Origin of the sequence: Antrihabitans cavernicola (assembly GCF_008297975.1) — a bacterium.
Taxonomy (GTDB): domain Bacteria; phylum Actinomycetota; class Actinomycetes; order Mycobacteriales; family Mycobacteriaceae; genus Antrihabitans; species Antrihabitans cavernicola.
In genome coordinates, this window is record NZ_VLNY01000035.1 from 1 (window position 1) to 4,751 (window position 4,751).

General features: G+C 62.6%; 3 protein-coding genes. 1 reads left to right on the forward strand and 2 read right to left on the reverse strand.

The features are described from left to right. The first annotated feature begins 148 nt into the window (after positions 1-148). Positions 149-1,570, forward strand: coding sequence for a recombinase family protein (locus FOY51_RS26990; RefSeq protein WP_149433356.1), 1,422 nt, complete (start codon positions 149-151; stop codon positions 1,568-1,570). A gap of 364 nt (positions 1,571-1,934) precedes the next feature. Here the strand turns inward: FOY51_RS26990 and FOY51_RS26995 are convergent, their stop codons facing one another. Next, positions 1,935-2,339 (reverse strand): hypothetical protein, encoded by a 405-nt coding sequence (locus FOY51_RS26995; RefSeq protein ID WP_149433357.1) that lies wholly within the window; start codon positions 2,337-2,339, stop codon positions 1,935-1,937. Between the two features lie 188 nt (positions 2,340-2,527). Next, a complete protein-coding gene (locus FOY51_RS27000; RefSeq protein WP_149433358.1) occupies positions 2,528-3,400 on the reverse strand; it encodes a hypothetical protein in 873 nt (290 codons plus the stop codon). Positions 3,401-4,751: the final 1,351 nt, after the last annotated feature.

Genomic DNA, 4,751 nt, shown 5'->3' on the forward strand with positions numbered 1-4,751 from the left:
GGCGATGCACCCCACCTGCACCTTCCCCGGCTGCACCGTGGCATCGACAGACTGCGAACTCGACCACCGCATCCCGTTCAACCACACGAATCCCGAACACGGCGGCTGGACCATCGCGACCAAGGCTACATGTTGCTAAACTAACCCCATGACCACAACAAAGCCCGTGGTGCGTTCGGCGGCAGTCTATGCCCGCATCTCCTCCGACGTGTCTGGTGAAAAGCTCGGTGTGACACGACAATTGGAAGACTGCCAAAAACTTGCCGCAGACCGTGGCTGGACGGTCGGGGAGGAATACGTCGACAACGACATCTCCGCCTACTCCGGCAAACCGCGTCCCGCCTACGCCCGGATGATCGCCGACCTGCAGGCCGGGGTGCGGGACGGCGTGATCGTCTACAACCTCGACCGCTTGCACCGTCGCCCCATCGAGTTGGAGGACTTCGTCACGTTGTGCGAGAAAGTGGGGGTGCGGGACGTGGCGACAGTGACCGCCGACATCGATCTCGGCAACGACGACGGCCTGTTCATGGCCCGCATCTTCGCCGCGTTCGCCGCCAAAGAGTCCGGGCGCCGTTCGGCACGGATCCGACGGAAGATGGAGCAGAATGCGCAGAACGGGTTGCCACACGGATCGGCGCGCCCGTTCGGCTACGAGCCCGACAAGGTCACCGTCCGTGAATCCGAAGCCGCGGTCATCCGGGAGATGGTGGCCCGCTGTATCGCTGGGGAATCGATGCGCTCGTTGGCGAACTGGCTCAACGACTCGGGGGTGACGACGGTGAAAGGGGGGCCGTGGCGGACCACGACGTTGCGGCAGACCTTGCGTTCACCGCGGATCGCCGGTTTGCGCGAGCATCGCGGCCAGATCATCGGGGCCGCGGCATGGGAGCCGATCATCACCCTCGTGCAACGCGAACAAGTCCTCGCGCGCTTCGCCGCCCGACAAGCGTCCGGACGACGGGCACCGCGCAGCTACCTATTGTCGTCGATGCTGCGCTGCGGCAAATGCGGGAACCCGTTGTTCTCCCAAGCCCGCTACGACAACGACCCGCCGACACGCCGATATGTGTGTCAGAAAGGCCCCGACCACGGCGGCTGCGGCCGATTGACCGTCGTCGCCGAACCCGTCGAACAACTGTTGACCGAGGCGGTGCTGGTGCGGCTGGACTCGACCGCACTCGCCGACACACTGTCCGGGCGTATCCAGAATGACGGACACCTTGCCGAACTGGGGAAGACACTGGCCTCGGATCAGGTGCTGTTGGACGAACTAGCCGGACTCTATGCCGACGGCAGCATCTCCGCTCGCGAATGGATGGCCGCCCGCAACCCCATCGAATCCCGCATCCGCGACACCGAACGCAGCCTCTCCCACGCCACCGAAACCACCGCCATCGACGGACTCCCCGGCAACGGCGCCGCCGTCCGCAGCCAGTGGGACGGATTGAGTATCGACCGCCGCCAAGCCATCATCAAGGCCGTCCTCGATCACGCCGTCATCAACCCCGGCCAACCTGGCGCGCGATCCCTCGACATCGAGCGGGTGCGGCCGCAATGGCGCCTGTAGTCGACCACATCGGTCGGCAGCGGCCCGAACACTCCCACCTACAATCTTGCTGTAGCACAATCAGATTCGACGACCATGCGATTCGGCACGAACGAGATGGGTGTCTGTTGATCTCGACCAGATTTGAGATCTCCGAATAGTTCGGTGCGCTTTGCTTTCTCGGCTCTGCCCGTGCTCTGGTGGAGATTCCGTTATCTGCTGGTATCCCGACGAGTCGGTCGGCATCAAACTCGGTCAGCGACCTCCCGACCGGCATGTCGGAGGTCGTCGGCATTCCATTGCCCAGGCTGGGTCGCTACCTCGCATTTCCGGCGGACCACGACGACCCCCTGGTTCGCGTTTTCGCAGCCTGGCGGCGCAGTGGTCACGCCGGAGTAAACGCATCCGGCATGACTCTCGCCCAGAATCGGTCGTGACGACGTGCTGTCGCGTACACCTCGCGACCCTCGAAGGCGATCCAGCGGCGCGCAGAGAAATGACCCCACACACGAAACGTCGTGAGCTGCCGTGATGCCATCACATCGACACGGACCTCGGTCTCCTGGCCGTGCGGCTTGACGTTGAGAACGTACCCGAGCTGGCATCCCCGATCGAGTGCGCCGATGATGTTCATCCACCGACGCGCGGCGAACCATCCCCAGATACCGGCGGCCATAGCAAACACGGCAAGAACCTCGAGATCGCCCAGCATCCCCGCTGCGATGTGCGGCACAACGCCGATAATGAGCACGACCGCCAAGCCGATTCCGGCGAGCTTGAACAGACTCATCCCTGGATCCCCCCTTGAGATCGGTTCGTTGTCAGTCGAGGTTAGCCCGGATGTGTCGTGCTCATGCCCGAAGGCAGGCGATTTCCCGCAACCTCCGGTGGCTCCCTGGTCCGCACAGCGCCCACCGGAGGTCGGGAAATTGTCTCATCTCACGCTAACTCTATTGCCATCGCTGTGAGGCGGCGGTTCTACGCGCGTTCGTCCTCGAGTTCCTCTGCCCGTATGCGGTATCGACGCGACAGATCCAGGTACCGGGGAACCGATGCTGCCAGTACGAGTGCGGGTGATGCGAGAAGGATTATCACCACGAGACTGCTTGCGCCGCCGATGCCGCGATCGAAGACATGGCCGGACAGTGCGTGGAACATGAGTGCATTCGCGGCGGTACTACCTGCACAAAGGGCGCACCGAGTCATGAACGAAGAGAACGCTGCCTGCGAGTAGTCGCGAGCGACCCATAGGGAACGAATATCTTCCGGGCGCATCCAGCTGAAGCCGCACATGTCCCGAAAATCCGCGGGAGCTTTGTACCCGGGGACAGCGTCATCGGCGATGATGAGGTCGCCGCGTTTAGGTGGTGTCACGGACCGCAATTGCAGCTGCATTTCCCGCATCGCGAGCAACGCAATCACGAACAAGGGTCCCGCGACGACGAAGACGGTCCAATCGGACAGCACCTTCACGGCGGTCCCGCCCGCAAGTATGCCAGCGTAGGCGATCAGGAATCTGACAACCGTTGCGTCAAAGAAAAATTCGCGCACGTGCCGGCGCCAACTCCAGTCCTCCGCCCCGAGTGCAGCGCGTGTCACTGGCAAGGTCACGAGAACCAGCTGAAAAAGCAGTACTGCCAGTTCGGACGTCAGCGCGGGAATGTTCCGCGAGAACCAGCCAGCATATTCCAGCGCAGGCCGAAATTCACCGGGCAATGCAAGCCACGCGAGTACCACGGCGAGATAGCTGAGAAAGAGGATGCCGGTCGCCATCCACAATCTGAGCATCCACTGTGCGACGCGGTAGTGCCAGCGCAGCGGTTTCAGATCCAATCCACCCAACGTGAGCATTTTGAGAACCTCCCATATTCATATAGCCGGCGGTACCCATGTGAAGCGTCCGCGCCAGCTGGGTTTCGGACACCATGTCGTGGACGATAAATCAACCCACCGACACCGTGGCGAAGGCGAGGGCCGACGCTGCCCACCGATCGGCGGTACCGGAGTGGTTCGAGCTCGTGACGACTGGCCGACCGTGATGTGTATTCGCCTACCCGCAACGGCCGGCTGAGCGCGAAGTCAGAATTGGAGTTTCGAAATCTTCTGGCGGAGCCGTTGCGCACGTCGTAGCGCGGCGGCTTACATTGATGCTCCGCGAGAACCTGGAGTTGGTTGCGGATCCAGAGCTGGTAAGCATGGCGATGATGTTCTCGGCCTCGGGTGCGAGGGTGGGTGCGACGATCGTGGCGGCGATTTCGGCGATTGCTGTTTACAGCACCGGCATCCACCCGCTTCCAATGTCTTCGGCGGGCACGACCATGTGTAGCCCGTAGGCGCATAGGTGCTTCACCCCTCGGGCAGACGCGCCAGCTCAGGGCCGGGAGAACGGTAAGCCTCGGTGAGATCCTTTGGGCGTGGCGTCCGCATCGGGCGTCGCTGCAATCGCACGTCGGAGGGCCGCATCGAGCACGCTCCCTTCTGCGATTCCCGACTATGCGTGAATCTCGACTTCTCACCTACATATCGGACGTTTAGGCCATAGTTCCGACACGTTCGTTTGATGCGAGGGTGTTGAGAATCACAGTTCCTCGGGGCGCGATTCGCACGAAGTGGTCATCTCGTTGTACTCGTTCGGTGGACCGAGGTGCTGCCGCGCCGCCTGGCGGCGACTTGCCGCCGAATGGTTTGGTGTCTTTGCTATGCGGCCGATTTCGGGTTTCAGGAGTGCGGCAACGTGGCCGATAGTAGTCGGATCGGTGATGAGCATCGGGACCTTCTGTTGAAGACAGGAACGGGTCAGCCAGTCCCGAAACGTAGTGTCCTGCAGCGAGTCCGGTCGCGGCGTGTGCCGTTTCCGTGCGCGTGCGGGCTGGGTGGTCATGGTGAGGCCGCTGTGAGGTCGCGGGTATCGCGGCGTGCCCACAGTTGGTCGAGGTGCTGGTAGGCGGCGGTGCGTGCGAGGTGGTATTCGCCTTCGGTGTCGTGGCCTCCCCGGTCGAATTCCCAGGTACCGGAACTGATTTCGTCACCGTTGTTCGGGTCGGAGGATGATGTGTGGTCGTGTCGCCAGAGGGCGCGGACTGAAGTACCCCAGGTTTAGTTCCTATGTGGTTGCGAGGGCCGGGGTCGGCTGGCTCGCTGGTTGTGAGGTGCCGGTCAAGGTGGCCTCGTACTCGACTGGCGGGACGTAGCCGAGTGATTC

What these genes read in the sequence shown, in the direction of transcription:
- FOY51_RS26990 (WP_149433356.1), top strand. Translation starts at nt 149, where the DNA reads ATGACCACAACAAAGCCCGTGGTGCGTTCGGCGGCAGTCTATGCCCGC.
- FOY51_RS26995 (WP_149433357.1), bottom strand. Translation starts at nt 2,339, where the DNA reads ATGAGTCTGTTCAAGCTCGCCGGAATCGGCTTGGCGGTCGTGCTCATT.
- FOY51_RS27000 (WP_149433358.1), bottom strand. Translation starts at nt 3,400, where the DNA reads ATGCTCACGTTGGGTGGATTGGATCTGAAACCGCTGCGCTGGCACTAC.